The following is a 12,193-nucleotide window of genomic DNA, read 5'->3' on the forward strand; positions in this document are numbered from 1 at the left end:
GTCCGGCGGTGGGCGTGTGCGGCGCCGTTGCCGGGGGCGCAGCCCCCGGACCCCCGCGCCTCAAACGCCGGCGGGGCTTGAAGGAGAGCGCCGGCGGGGACGGGCCCGCCGACGTGGGGGAAACCTTTAGGCAGCGGCGCGGTGTTCCTGTTCGGCCTCGACCGAGGCGTTCCAGTCGCGCTTGATCGCGCGCCAGCCCTCGTCCGTCTCGCCCAGGCGCCAGTAGCCCGAGATCGACAGCCGCTCGCGCGGGACGCCGCGCTCCAGACGGAGGTGGCGGCGCAGATCCTTGACGAAGCCGGCCTCGCCGTGGACGAAGGCGTGGACGTCCGCCGAGGGGAACTCCATGGAGGTGACGGCCTCCACCAGGGCCTCGCCGACCGGGCGGTCGCCGCGGTGCAGCCAGATCGGGACGATGCCGTCCGGGGTGGCGATCTTCAGCTCGTCGTCCGGCCCGTCGATCTCCACGACGGCGTGGACCTGCGCACCCGCCGGCATCCGCTCCATCGCGGCGGCGATCGCCGGAAGGGCGCTCTCGTCGCCCACCAGGAGGTGCCAGCCGGCCACCGGGTCCGGGGCGTAGGCGCCGCCCGGCCCCAGGAAGCGCACGAGCTCACCCGGCTGGACCCGCGCCGCCCAGGGGCCCGCGAGGCCCTCGTCGCCGTGGACTACGAAGTCGAGGGTCAGCTCCAGGTGCGAGGGGTCCCAGCTGCGGACCGTGTACGCGCGCTGGCGCGGCCACTGGGCCCGGGGGAAGTCGGCGCGGATCTGCTCCAGGTCCCACGGCGCGGGGTAGCTGACGCCCATCGGTGCGAACAGCAGCTTGACGTAATGGTCGGTGTACTCGCCCACGCCGAACTCCCGGAGGCCCTCACCGCCCAGCACGAGGCGCACCATGTGCGGCGAAAGCCGCTCGGTGCGTACGACGACGGCGGTGCCGACGGTGCGGGCGCGTCCTTCTGCCACGGTGACTCCCCTGACTCCATGAAACTTAGCCTTACCTAAGTTATCACTTCATGGGCGCAGCACGCTGCTCAGGCGAGCGACAGCGCCCCCCAGAGCCCACCGATGGGCTAGCGCATCCACCAGTTCGGGTTGTGCCGGAGCCGTCGGAAGGGCCGGGTCGAACGCCGGAAGCGGCACGTCGGAGGCCACCTGGACCACCTTCGGCGCCACCGCCAGGTACGGCCGGGACTCGTCCAGCCGCTTGCGCTGGGTCGGAGTCAATTTCGACTTCGGGTCGTCGACCGCAGCGATGATTCCGGCCAGGGTGCCGTAGGCGTCGAGGAGTTTGGCGGCCGTCTTCTCGCCGATGCCGGGAACGCCCGGCAGGCCGTCGCTCGGGTCGCCGCGCAGCAGCGCCAGATCCGCGTAACCGGGGCCGTCCACCCCGTACTTCTCGCGGAGCCACGCCTCGTCCGTCACCTGCAGGGTGCCCACGCCCTTGAGCGGGTACAGCACCCGGCGCTGCCGCGCATCGTCCACGAGCTGGTACAGGTCCCGGTCGCCGGTGACGATGTCCACCGGGCCGCTCGCGCGGGCCGTGAGCGTGCCGATCACGTCGTCCGCCTCGTACCCGGCGACCCCGACCCGGGCGATGCCGAAGGCGTCCAGCGCCGCCTCGATGATCGGCACCTGCGGGGCGAGGGTGTCCGGGGTCTCCTCGACGTCGGGTCCCGTCTCCGTCTCCTCGGCGACCCGGTGCGCCTTGTACGAGGGGATCAGTTCGACCCGCCAGTGCGGCCGCCAGTCGGCGTCCATGCACGCCACGAGATCGTCCGGCCGGTGGTCCTGGACGAGCCGGCCGATGAAGTCGAGCAGGCCGCGCACGGCGTTGACCGGGGTGCCGTCGGGGGCCTTGACCGAGTCCGGCACACCGAAGTACGCGCGGTAGTAGAGGGAGGCGGTGTCCAGGAGCATCAGGCGTCGTGTCGTCACGGAGTCGATGATGCCGCAACGCGCCCCGGGGGTCGTTGCGGCCGCCGGAACCCCCCGCGCATCGACGGACAGTGAGTGCGCGTGTACGGGAAGACCCGTGCACGCGAAACCGGGGGCGGTTGCTGCGTAAGGTGCTTACAGCACACCGATGTGCGACAGACATGGGGAGGGCAGCCCCGACATGAACGACAGGGACGGCACCGACGGCACCGATGGCACGGACGGACTGAGCGCCGAGCTGAACGGCAGGGACGACAAGAGCAAGGACAAGGACGGCAAGGAGCCGCTCCGGGTGGGCGTGGCCGTGCGCAAGCGGCGCCGGGCGCTCCACCTCACGCTGGCCGCCGTGTCGGCGCGCAGCGGCCTGTCGGTGCCCTTCCTGAGCCAGATAGAGAACGAGCGGGCCCGGCCCAGCATGCGGTCCCTGGAGCGGGTCGCGGACGCGCTGGAGACCACGGCCGTCGAACTGCTGGCGGCCTCCGACACCGCGCGCACGGTGGACCTCGTACGGGCCGGCGACGCCTCCGCGCTGACCCCGCTCCTGGGCGTACGGCCCCTGGTGCGCGGGCACCACCAGCTGCACGCGATGGAGTTCACCGGGGACCAGGACGCCGGACGCGAGTACCAGCACCGCAACGACGAACTGATGTACGTGGTCGAGGGCGCCTGCCAGGTGGAGGCGGAGGGGCGGGCGTACCGGCTGGAGAGCGGGGACGCGCTGTTCCTGTCGGGAGGCGTGCGCCACCGCTGGCGGGCGGTCACCGAGGACACCCGGATCCTGGTCGTCGCGGTGGGCGAGCACATCCACGCGACCTCCGAGCCCCCGTCGCCGGGACACTGAGCGGCGTGCGGCGGGTCGTCTCGCTGGTGCCCTCGCTGACCGAGGCGGTGGCCGTGAGCGCGCCGGGGCTGCTGGTCGGGGTCACGGACTGGTGCACGCACCCCGGGGACCTCGGGGGCGCGGTGCGCATCGGGGGGACGAAGAACCCCGACGTGGCGGCGATCGCGGAGCTCCGGCCGGACCTGGTCATCGCCAACGAGGAGGAGAACCGGGCCCCCGACCTGGCGGCGCTGCGCGCGGCCGGGGTGGAGGTGCTGGTCACCGAGGTCCGGGACCTGCCGCAGGCGCTGCGGGAGCTGGACCGGGTGCTGGTGGGGGCGCTGGGGCTGACGAGGCCCGGGTGGCTGGCGGACGCGGAGCGCGCGTGGGGCCGGGTGGAGCCGCTGTCGGCGCGCACCGCCTTCGTGCCGATCTGGCGGCGGCCGTGGATGGTGCTGGGCCGGGACACCTTCGCCGGGGACCTGCTGGCGCGGCTCGGGGTCCGCAACGTGTACGCCGGGCACCCGGAGCGGTATCCCCGGGTTCGCGTGGAGGAACTCGCGGCGGCCGGCTGCGATCTGGTGGTGCTGCCGGACGAGCCGTACCGCTTCACCGATGAGGACGGCCCGGAGGCATTCCCGGGCCTGCCGGCCGCCCTGGTCGACGGCCGGCACCTGACCTGGTACGGACCCTCGCTGGCGGGGGCGCCGGAGGTACTGGTGGAGGCCCTGCGCGCGGCGCGCTGACCGGGGGTCCGTGCCGGGGGTCCGTGCCGGGGGTCCGTGCCGGGGTGCGCGTTCTGTGCGGGGTGTTTCGGTGCGGGCCGGTGGTGTGGGGTGGCGCCCCGCCGGAGTGTCTCCTCGGCTCGCGCGTGCGGCCGGGGCCCAGCCGTACCACCTGGGTTGCGCGCTCGTCCTGCGGGGACACTCCGCCGTGTCCCCACCCCACGCCCGGGCTCCGACCCGTACGGCGAACGGAACCCCGGCCCGTACGACGAACGGAAGCCCGGCCCGTGCGGCGAACGGGAACTCGGCCCGTACCGGGATGCTGCGGACCGGGTCGGATCCCCCCGGAACTCGGCTCGCGGAGGGGGAGCGGGGACGGGGAGGGGCGTCCCCGCAGGACGAGCGCGCAACCCAGGCCGTACGGGCCGATCCTGCCGCAGGCGCGAGCCGAGGAGACACCCCTCCGCGGCACCGCGTACCGGCCCGCACCGCGCAGCGGCCCGCACCGCGAATCGAACCCGCCCCGTCCGAGGGCTAGCCGGCGAGCAGTCGGCCCGAGAGCAGGCCCCGCAGGGTGTGGGCCGCCGCCAGCAGCCAGGCGGTCAGCAGGGCCAGGAAGAGGGCGGTGGCGAGCCAGGCGTAGGCCGTCAGGCCGGTGTGGTGGGCCAGGCCGGCGGCGCCGGTGACGCAGGTGCCGACGGGGAAGGTCAGGGCCCACCAGGTCATCGCGAAGCCCATCCCGCCCCGCGCCGCCCGGACCAGCATGGCCGCGGCCAGGGCCAGCCACAGCAGGGCGAAGCCCATCACCGGGACCCCGTAGACCACGGCGAAGGCGCCCAGCGCGCCCGCGTAGGTGCCGTCGATCGACTGGGGGGCGACGTCGGCGAGCTGGTTCACGGCGGTGGTGGACTGCCCGAGGGGGCCGAGGACCAGGAACAGGGTCGGGGTCAGGGCCAGCGGGAGGGGGCCGCCCACGATCAGCCGGCCGAGGATCAGGGGGAGCATCAGCAGGGTGGCGAGCAGGCTGATGCCGAACATGGCGTAGCAGGCGAGCAGCAGGGTCTCGCGGGGCTGGCCGGCGGGCAGGTGCGGTATCAGCAGCGGGCCCAGGGCGGCGGAGACCATGGGTGCGACGAGGGGGAGCAGCCAGACGGGGGTGGCCTGCCCGGGCTCGACCTTGTGCCGTACGACCATCAGGTAGGGCACGGCCACGGCCATGACCAGGCCGATCGCGGTACCGGCGGTGAAGAGCACGGCGTCCACGGCGACGGCGGCGCCGGTCCCGATGATGTCCTTGCCGACGATGAGGGTGCCGCCGCCGACGGCGAGCAGCGCCATCGAGAGGCAGCCGTAGAAGGGGGCGACGGCCGGGTCGAGGAGATGGGCGCGGGCCTGGTCGCGGTGGTGGAGCCAGTGCCCGGCGCGGGCCGTGAGCAGGACGGCGAGGAGGACGGCGGACAGCGCCCAGACGAGCTGGCAGGCCACGCGCTGGCCCGGGAGCTGGAGCGGGAGGGTCGAGCCGGCGTTGGCGACGATCGCCGTGCCCATGACGCAGGCGTACCAATTGGGGCCGAGGTGCCGCAGCGCGGGGGCCTTGTGGGCCCGGACTGCGGGTGTGGTGTGGGTGCGGGGTCGCACGAGGGTGGTGGCCATGACTCCAGCCTGCTGCCGGGTCGGGGAGGGCGGCAGAGGTCATCTTCCTATGAGGCCATAAACTGACGTTATGGGTAATGAGGAGTGGGTTCCGCTGGCGCACCGGGTACCTGACCTGGGCGCGCTGGAACTGCTGCTCGCGGTCGCGCGGGTCGGCAGCCTGAGCGGCGCGGCCCGGCGGCTGGGCATCACCCAGCCCGCCGCGAGCAGCCGGATCCGGGCCATGGAGACCCGGCTCGGCGTGGCCCTGGTGGACCGCTCCCCGCGGGGTTCGACGCTGACGGCCGAGGGCGCGCTCGTCACGGACTGGGCCCGGCGGGTGGTCGAGGCGGCCGAGGCCTTCGACGCGGGGGCACAGGCGCTGCGCGGGCGGCGGGACTCGCGGCTGCGGGTGGCGGCCAGCATGACCATCGCCGAGTACCTGCTCCCGGGCTGGCTGATCGCGCTGCGCGGGCAGCGGCCGGACACGGCCGTGTCGCTGCACGCCGGGAACTCGGCGGTGGTCGCCGAGCGGGTTCTCGCGCACGAGGCCGACCTCGGCTTCGTGGAGGGGCTGACCGTGCCGGAGGGCCTGGACTCGGCGGTGATCGCACAGGACCGCCTGGTGGTGGCGGTGGCCCCGGGCCACCCGTGGGCGCGCCGCACCCGGGGGGTGGAGGCGGCGGAGCTGGCCTCGACCCCGCTGATCCTGCGCGAGCGGGGATCCGGGACCCGGCAGGTCCTCGACGCCGCACTGGCCTCGGCCGGCGGGCTGGCCGCACCGCTGCTGGAACTGGCGTCGACCACCGCGGTGAAGGCGGCGGCGCTGAGCGGCGCGGGACCGTGCGTACTGTCGGAGCTGGCGGTCGGGGACGAACTGGGCGCGCGGCGGCTGGTGGAGGTTCCGGTCTCGGGTGCGGGGCTGGGCCGGGCCCTGCGGGCGGTCTGGCCTGCGGGCTCGCGCCCGGCGGGCCCGGCCCGCGACCTGCTGTCGCTCACCCACCGCCGCATCTAGTAGGCCGGCTGGGCCGATCGGGCGAGGAGGGATCGATTCGGCGGTGGCCGACCGGTGACCGGGCCGGGACCCTGCGGGAAAGGTGGTGCCTGCACCTTCCGGCTCTCCGAGGAGAACACCCGATGCGACTTCGCAACGCCGTCGCCGCCGCCTGCGGCGCCTTCACGCTCCTGCTGACCGTACCGACCCCGGCCTCGGCCGCGACGGGCGAGTTCCGCTACACGTACGCCGGCCTCGACGGCAGGCCACAGGTCGGGGTCATCGAGAACCCGGTCGGCCGTGAGTGCTTCACCCTGCCGGAGGTGCAGGACCCGGGCGCCAGCGCACCGGCCCACTCGCCGCGCAACCGGACCGACGCGACGGCCACGGTGTTCACCGAACCCGACTGCCAGGGCGACTCCTTCACGCTGCGGCCGTTCGTCGGCCGCGGTTCGGAGCGGCTGGAGCTGCGGTCGGTGGTCTTCAGCAGCTGACCGGCGCCGCGCCCGGGGACCGGTCGCGGAGGCCGTCAGGTGGATTCCTGGCCGCTCCGCGACCCGAGGGTCTTCGTCAGGAGCGAACCCGCGACGATCAGGGCGACGCCCAGCCACCACATGTTGTCGAAGATCAGGACGGCGATCCCGATCGGCACCAGCAGGCCCGCCAGCGGCAGCAGCAGTCCGGCCCAGTTCGTCGGCTCCGGTTCCATCCCGGCGGCCGCGCGGGCGGCGCGGGCGCGGACGACGTCCGGGTACCAGACGGTGAACTTCAGGGCGGCGACGATCGCCAGGATCTGGATGATCCAGCCGGTCCAGATGTTGTTGGGGTTGTGCAGGACGAGGTCCCCGTAGGCGCCCGCGGCGGCCGCCACCAGGAACGCGACGCCCCACGCCCCCGTGATCATGTAGTTGGTGCGCAGGAAGCCCCGGGTGTGCCAGAGCGACGGATCGACCTGCTCGCGGGCGTACTGGAGGGTGAAGGGCATCCGCACGGCCATCGAGCCGAAGGCGATCACGGCCAGGGCGATGTTGGAGACCTCGCCGGCGTACGTCTCCAGCCAGCGTCGTGTGCCCTCGCTCGCCAGGAGTCCGACGACGGCCATGGATGCGAAGAACACCACGTCGGCGAGTTCCAGCAGCTTCCAGGACGTGCCCCGGTTGACCAGGCGGCTCACCACGATCAGCGCGACGGCCGCGGCCAGTGCCAGTACGACCGCGAGCTCGAACCGCCCCGGGCCGACCAGCAGCGAGAAGATGATCCACGGCGCCATTCCGACGATCGGGTTCTCCAGGAACCCGGCCACCGGGCCGGATGCCTTGCCCTGTGCCTCGCTCCGCATCCTTCCAGCGTGCGCGCGCCGCGTGGGAGCGGCCATTCGGGCACCGGGCACGGCGTACGCCCTCCCCCTCGGTCCGTCGGGTCCGAGGGGGAGGGCGGCGCGTCCGTGCGTCAGCCGACCGGTACCGCGGTGCGGACCGAGGCCGCCTCGACCAGGGCGGACATCACCCGTGTGTCCTTGTCCCGTTCGGGATGCCACTGGACGCCCAGGACCCACTGCTGCGGGTCGGGCAGTTCGATCGCCTCCACCGTGCCGTCGACCGCGTGGGCCGAGACGACCAGGCCGCGGCCCAGTCGGTCGACGGCCTGGTGGTGGTAGGTCGGGACCTGCGCCTCCTCCGGGACGAGCTCCGCGTACCGGGTCCCCGGCACGGGACGGACCGGGTGCCAGGAGGTGGCGCCCGGCGTCTCGAAGTGGCCGTCGATGTGCTGGATCAGCGTGCCGCCCAGGGCCACGTTCAGTGCCTGCATGCCGCGGCAGATGCCCAGCACGGGCATCTCCGCCTCCAGCGCGGCGGCGATCAGGGCCAGTTCCCAGTGGTCGCGGACCGTGGCGGGGGCGCCCGTACGGGAGTCGCGCGCGGCACCGTAGTGGAGCGGGTCCAGGTCCGGCCCGCCCGCGACGACCAGGCCGTCCACCCGGCTCAGCACCTCCGCCGCCGATCCGGGTTCGTCCGGCGGGAGCAGCACGGCCGCGCCGCCCGCCGCCTGGACGAGTTCGTAGTACCCGGTCGGTACGAGGGATGTCGGGAGGTCCCACACCCCGTAGCGGGTGGAATCCTCGACGTAGGTGGTGATGCCGATGAGCGGCCTGGGCACGTTCGTTACCTCCAAGTGGGGCAGAGCAGGGCAGCAACAGGGTTTCAGTCGCGGGTCAGTTCCGCCTCGGCTTCCGCCAGAGCCGCGAACTCCTCCTCCGGGGCCGAGGCCACCAGGTGGTGCCGACTGTAGATCGCGAAGTAGGCGAGGGCGACGGCGTACACGGCCAGGGCGATGAATGCGGCGTCCTTGTCCACCAGGAAGGTGGCGACCAGGGCCGACAGGGCGAGTGCGAAGGCCACCGAGGAGGTCAGGATGCCGCCCGGGGTACGGTACGGGCGCTCCAGGTCCGGCTCCCGGCGGCGCAGCACGATGTGCGAGAGGGCCATCAGGGCGTAGGAGATGGTGGCGCCGAACACCGCGATGTTGAGCATGCGGGCGCCGTCGCCGGTGGCCGCGGCGAGGGCGAAGCCGATCGCGCCGGGGATGACGAGACCGAGGTACGGGGCCTTGCGCTTCGAGGTGAGGGAGAGGAAGCGGGGCAGGTAACCGGCCCGGGAGAGGGCGAAGAGCTGGCGCGAGCCCGCGTAGATGAGGGAGAAGAAGGAGGCCACCAGGCCGGCCAGGCCCGCGTAGTTCACGAAGCGGCTCAGCGCGGTCGGGCCGCCGTCCCCCTCCAGGGCCACGACCAGCGGATTGCCGGCGGCCTTGACGGCGTCGGCGCCCTGGGCGCCGGTCGCGGCGAAGAAGGTGATCAGCGCGAGGAGGGCGAGGATGCCCATGGAGATCGAGAGGGCCTTCGGCATGGAGCGGACCGGGTCCTTGGCCTCCTCGGCGGCGAGCGGTACGCCTTCCACGCCGAGGAAGAACCACATGCCGAAGGGGAACGCCGCCCAGATGCCGAGCAGGCCCAGCGGCAGCCAGGAGTTCGAGCCGAAGGCCTCCGGGTCGACGGGGATGTTGTTGAGCCCGTCGGCGTCGAACTCGGTGAAGGCCCCCACCGCGAAGATCAGCAGCGCGGCGACGGCGATGGCGGTGACGACGAGGCTGAAGCGCAGTGCCTCGCCGACGCCCCAGAGGTGGACGCCGATGAAGATGACGAAACAGCCGAGGTAGACCGGCCAGCTGGAGGTGAGGCCGAAGAGGCCGAGGGACTCGACGTAGTCGCCGATGAAGATGACGATCGCGGCGGGGGCCAGGATGTACTCGATGAGGATGGCGGTGCCCGTGAGGAAGCCGCCCCAGGGGCCCAGCGCGCGGCGGGCGAAGCCGTAGCCGCCGCCCGCCGTCGGCAGGATGGTGGACAGTTCGGCGAGCGAGAAGACCAGGCAGGCGTACATCGCGCCCATGAGGACGGTGGCGATGGCGAGGCCGCCGAAGCCGCCCTTGTCGAGGCCGACGTTCCAGCCGGAGAAGTCTCCGGAGACGACGTAGGCGACGCCGAGGCCGGTGAGGAGGAGCCAGCCGGCGCTGCCGCGGCGCAGCGTCCGGCGCGCGAGGTATTCGTCGGGGCTGTCGCCGCCGTCGGGGGAATGGGTGGGTGCGGGTACGGCGGCGAGCCGTGCCTCGATGTCGTCGGCCATCGTGCGCTCCTGCCTAGGGCAATGGTTGTGGGGCGTACCTTTGCCTTAGTGGAGTGGAGTGCGCAAGACCTCTGCGTTAAACAGAAGTTACGAAAACCTCCCGGCCGCCCCCTCGGGTGCTCAGGCCAGGAAGCCCCGCAGCAGCGCCGCCGTGCCGCAGCAGTGCTCGCGCATGGTCTCGCGGGCCCCGGCCGCGTCGCCCGCCAGTACCGCCTCGACCAGGGTGCTGTGCTGCTGCTGGGAGTGCTCCAGGTTCCGCACGAGCAGCGGGATGCAGTCCAGCAGGTCGTTCACGGTGGCCCGGACGGCCGCGTACTGGGCCGTCAGCGTGGCGGACCCGGCGAGCTCGGACAGGGTGAGGTGGAAGAGCGTGTCCTGGCGGCGGTAGTCGGCGAGCGGGGCGTCGTGGGTGGCGGCCAGGGCGCCGAGCAGCCGTTCGGCGCCGCCCTCGGGCAGCCCCTGCGAGGCGCACAGTCCGGCCGCCCCCACCTCCAGGACCTCGCGGAACCGCAGGGCGTCCTCGATGTCCACGCCTGCGACGCGCCGGCGCAGCTCCTCCTCGGCGCCGCCGGCCGGGGTGTCGGGGCGGGGCAGCACAAACGTTCCGCCGTACCGCCCGCGTCGGGCCTCCACCAGGCCCTGGTCCTGCAGGACCTTCAGCACCTCGCGCAGGGTGACCCGGCTGATCCCCATCCGCTCGGCCAGTTCGCGCTCGGGCGGGAGTCGCTCGCCGCCCGGCACCAGGCCCAGGCGGACCACCTGGAGGATCTGCTCCAGTGCCTCCTCGAAACCGTTGCCCGCCCGCACCTGTCGCAGCACGGGATTCAGTCGCGCGATCGCGTCGCCTTCGCTCGCCGTATCGGTCATCTCGGCTCCTCCCCTTCCCAAGCAATGGTTCTATTCAATACCTTAGGGCTCCTCGGCTCACCGAAGGAGAGATTCCAGTGGTAGACCGCAAGCCGCCGCTCGCGCCCGAGGAGCTCCGCTCCCTCGTCGCCAGCGGTGAGATCGACACAGTCGTCCTGGCCTTCCCCGACATGCAGGGGCGGCTCCAGGGCAAGCGGTTCGCCGCACAGTTCTTCCTCGACGAGGTCCTCGAGCACGGTACCGAGGGCTGCAACTACCTCCTCGCCGTCGATACCGACATGAACACCGTCGACGGCTACGAGATGTCCTCCTGGGACCGGGGCTACGGCGACTTCGCCATGCACCCGGACCTCGCCACCCTGCGCCGCATCCCCTGGAACCCCGGCAGCGTCTTCCTCCTCGCCGACCTCGCCTGGAACGACGGCTCGCCCGTCGTCGCCGCGCCCCGGCAGATCCTGCGCCGCCAGCTGGAACGCCTCGCCGACGCCGGGTACACCGCGATGGTCGGCACCGAGCTGGAGTTCATGGTCTTCCAGGACACCTACGAGCAGGCCTGGAACTCCGGCTACCGCGGCCTGACCCCCGCGAACCAGTACAACATCGACTACTCCGTCCTCGGGACCGGCCGCATCGAACCACTGCTGCGCCGGATCCGCAACGAGATGCAGGCCGCGGGCCTGATCGTCGAGTCGGCCAAGGGGGAGTGCAACCTCGGCCAGCACGAGATCGCCTTCCGCTACGACGAGGCGCTGACCACCTGCGACCAGCACTCCGTCTACAAGACCGGAGCCAAGGAGATCGCCTCCCAGGAAGGTGTCTCGCTCACCTTCATGGCCAAGTTCGACGAGCGCGAGGGCAACTCCTGTCACATCCACCTCTCGCTGGCCGACACCGACGGACGCAACGCGATGGCCGGGGACGGCCCGGGCGGAATGTCACCGGTGATGCGGCACTTCCTGGCCGGCCAGCTGGCCGCGCTGCGCGACTTCTCCCTTCTCTACGCCCCCAACATCAACTCGTACAAGCGTTTCCGGCCGGGATCCTTCGCACCGACCGCCGTCGCCTGGGGCGTGGACAACCGGACCTGTGCGCTGCGGGTCGTCGGCCACGGCCGCTCCATGCGCTTCGAGAACCGGCTCCCCGGCGGCGACGTCAACCCGTACCTCGCCGTCGCCGGCCTGGTCGCGGCCGGGCTCTACGGCATCGAGAACCGCCTGGAGCTCCCCGAGGCCTGCGGCGGGAACGCCTACACCGCCGATTACGCACACGTCCCCGCCACCCTGCGCGAGGCCGCCGAGCTCTGGGAGAACAGCGAGATCGCCAAGGCGGCCTTCGGCCCCGAAGTGGTCGCGCACTACCGGAACATGGCCCGCGTGGAACTCGACGCGTACGACTCCGCGGTGACCGACTGGGAGCTGCGCCGCTCCTTCGAACGCCTGTAGCCCCGCACACCCCTGAACCGAACCTGAGAGGCACCACGTGTCCGATGCGCTGGAAGTTTTGAATCCGGCCACCGAGGAAACCGTCGCCCTCGTCC

The 12,193-nt window shown here is 72.7% G+C and carries 12 protein-coding genes; 5 read left to right on the top strand and 7 right to left on the bottom strand.

Going from position 1 to position 12,193, the window contains the following annotated elements; genetic code table 11:
• Positions 1-126: 126 nt before the first annotated feature.
• Together ACWGE1_RS36160 and ACWGE1_RS36165 are read right to left on the bottom strand one after the other, a co-directional pair.
• Positions 127-966 carry a siderophore-interacting protein gene (locus ACWGE1_RS36160; protein ID WP_453424705.1) on the bottom strand — a complete coding sequence of 280 codons (840 nt, stop codon included), beginning with the start codon at positions 964-966 and terminating at the stop codon, positions 127-129.
• 48 nt (positions 967-1,014) lie between these two features.
• Positions 1,015-1,920, bottom strand: coding sequence for a 5'-3' exonuclease (locus ACWGE1_RS36165; RefSeq protein ID WP_453424715.1), 906 nt, complete (start codon positions 1,918-1,920; stop codon positions 1,015-1,017).
• Positions 1,921-2,230: 310 nt separating this feature from the next.
• On the opposite strand from ACWGE1_RS36165, the gene ACWGE1_RS36170 reads away from it, so the two are divergent.
• Positions 2,231-2,779 (top strand): helix-turn-helix domain-containing protein, encoded by a 549-nt coding sequence (locus tag ACWGE1_RS36170; protein WP_453424716.1) that lies wholly within the window; start codon positions 2,231-2,233, stop codon positions 2,777-2,779.
• Positions 2,780-2,784: 5 nt separating this feature from the next.
• Positions 2,785-3,504 (top strand): helical backbone metal receptor, encoded by a 720-nt coding sequence (locus ACWGE1_RS36175; protein ID WP_453424706.1) that lies wholly within the window; start codon positions 2,785-2,787, stop codon positions 3,502-3,504.
• Between the two features lie 513 nt (positions 3,505-4,017).
• Here the strand turns inward: ACWGE1_RS36175 and ACWGE1_RS36180 are convergent.
• On the bottom strand, positions 4,018-5,136 hold the full coding sequence (locus tag ACWGE1_RS36180) for a TDT family transporter (protein WP_453424707.1): 1,119 nt from the start codon (positions 5,134-5,136) through the stop codon (positions 4,018-4,020).
• Between the two features lie 70 nt (positions 5,137-5,206).
• Here ACWGE1_RS36180 and ACWGE1_RS36185 point away from each other — a divergent pair, with 70 nt between their 5' ends.
• Together ACWGE1_RS36185 and ACWGE1_RS36190 are read left to right on the top strand one after the other, a co-directional pair.
• Complete coding sequence (locus ACWGE1_RS36185) at positions 5,207-6,130, top strand: LysR family transcriptional regulator (RefSeq protein WP_453424708.1); 924 nt, start codon at positions 5,207-5,209, stop codon at positions 6,128-6,130.
• A gap of 122 nt (positions 6,131-6,252) precedes the next feature.
• The gene (locus ACWGE1_RS36190; protein ID WP_453424709.1) at positions 6,253-6,603 is read left to right on the top strand and encodes a hypothetical protein; all 351 of its coding nucleotides are present in this window, start codon (positions 6,253-6,255) and stop codon (positions 6,601-6,603) included.
• Between the two features lie 35 nt (positions 6,604-6,638).
• On the opposite strand, the gene ACWGE1_RS36195 is transcribed toward ACWGE1_RS36190, so the two are convergent.
• From ACWGE1_RS36195 to ACWGE1_RS36210, 4 genes are all read right to left on the bottom strand, one after another.
• Positions 6,639-7,448, bottom strand: a complete 810-nt coding sequence (locus tag ACWGE1_RS36195; protein ID WP_453424710.1) for a hypothetical protein — start codon at positions 7,446-7,448, stop codon at positions 6,639-6,641.
• A gap of 110 nt (positions 7,449-7,558) precedes the next feature.
• Entirely contained in the window at positions 7,559-8,266 is a 708-nt protein-coding gene (locus tag ACWGE1_RS36200) for a gamma-glutamyl-gamma-aminobutyrate hydrolase family protein (RefSeq protein WP_453424711.1), read from the bottom strand.
• Positions 8,267-8,310: 44 nt separating this feature from the next.
• The gene (gene eat / locus ACWGE1_RS36205) at positions 8,311-9,789 is read right to left on the bottom strand and encodes an ethanolamine permease (RefSeq protein WP_453424712.1); all 1,479 of its coding nucleotides are present in this window, start codon (positions 9,787-9,789) and stop codon (positions 8,311-8,313) included.
• 120 nt (positions 9,790-9,909) lie between these two features.
• Positions 9,910-10,656 (bottom strand): FadR/GntR family transcriptional regulator, encoded by a 747-nt coding sequence (locus ACWGE1_RS36210; protein WP_453424713.1) that lies wholly within the window; start codon positions 10,654-10,656, stop codon positions 9,910-9,912.
• Positions 10,657-10,733: 77 nt separating this feature from the next.
• Between ACWGE1_RS36210 and ACWGE1_RS36215 the strand changes: the two genes are divergently transcribed.
• Entirely contained in the window at positions 10,734-12,098 is a 1,365-nt protein-coding gene (locus ACWGE1_RS36215; protein WP_453424714.1) for a glutamine synthetase family protein, read from the top strand.
• Positions 12,099-12,193: the final 95 nt, after the last annotated feature.

Source organism: Streptomyces sp. NPDC054932 (assembly GCF_053610205.1).

Coding starts and splice junctions, on each gene's coding strand:
- eat (WP_453424712.1), bottom strand. CDS start 9,789: ATGGCCGACGACATCGAGGCACGGCTCGCCGCCGTACCCGCACCCACC.
- ACWGE1_RS36210 (WP_453424713.1), bottom strand. CDS start 10,656: ATGACCGATACGGCGAGCGAAGGCGACGCGATCGCGCGACTGAATCCC.
- ACWGE1_RS36165 (WP_453424715.1), bottom strand. CDS start 1,920: ATGCTCCTGGACACCGCCTCCCTCTACTACCGCGCGTACTTCGGTGTG.
- ACWGE1_RS36190 (WP_453424709.1), top strand. CDS start 6,253: ATGCGACTTCGCAACGCCGTCGCCGCCGCCTGCGGCGCCTTCACGCTC.
- ACWGE1_RS36180 (WP_453424707.1), bottom strand. CDS start 5,136: ATGGCCACCACCCTCGTGCGACCCCGCACCCACACCACACCCGCAGTC.
- ACWGE1_RS36185 (WP_453424708.1), top strand. CDS start 5,207: ATGGGTAATGAGGAGTGGGTTCCGCTGGCGCACCGGGTACCTGACCTG.
- ACWGE1_RS36195 (WP_453424710.1), bottom strand. CDS start 7,448: ATGCGGAGCGAGGCACAGGGCAAGGCATCCGGCCCGGTGGCCGGGTTC.